1 protein-coding gene is annotated in these 210 nt (G+C 66.7%); it reads right to left on the bottom strand.

Annotated elements, in window-relative coordinates:
- The coding region (locus ASE28_RS33075; RefSeq protein ID WP_235516122.1) for a hypothetical protein at nt 1-210 on the bottom strand (210 nt) is incomplete at both ends.

The following is a 210-nucleotide window of genomic DNA, read 5'->3' as shown; positions in this document are numbered from 1 at the left end:
GCCTTCGCCGGGCTCGATCTGCTGGATGCGCGCCAGACCCTGGATGGGCGAGATGTCGATCAGTGCGTAGCCCCCATTCTGGATGCCCTTCTGGCCGCAGTAGGGGGCGTTGGTCGATGCCTGGCCCCAGACGGCGACGGTGCCGTCGCTCTTGAGGGCGTAGTACTGACCGGCGATGTTGATGGAGGTCGAGGCCACGGCCTGCACGCT

It is taken from the genome of Acidovorax sp. Root219, assembly GCF_001428665.1.
GTDB lineage: Bacteria > Pseudomonadota > Gammaproteobacteria > Burkholderiales > Burkholderiaceae_C > Acidovorax.
The sequence above is the reverse complement of the archived record's forward strand: the minus strand, read 5'-3'. Positions and strand labels throughout refer to the sequence as shown.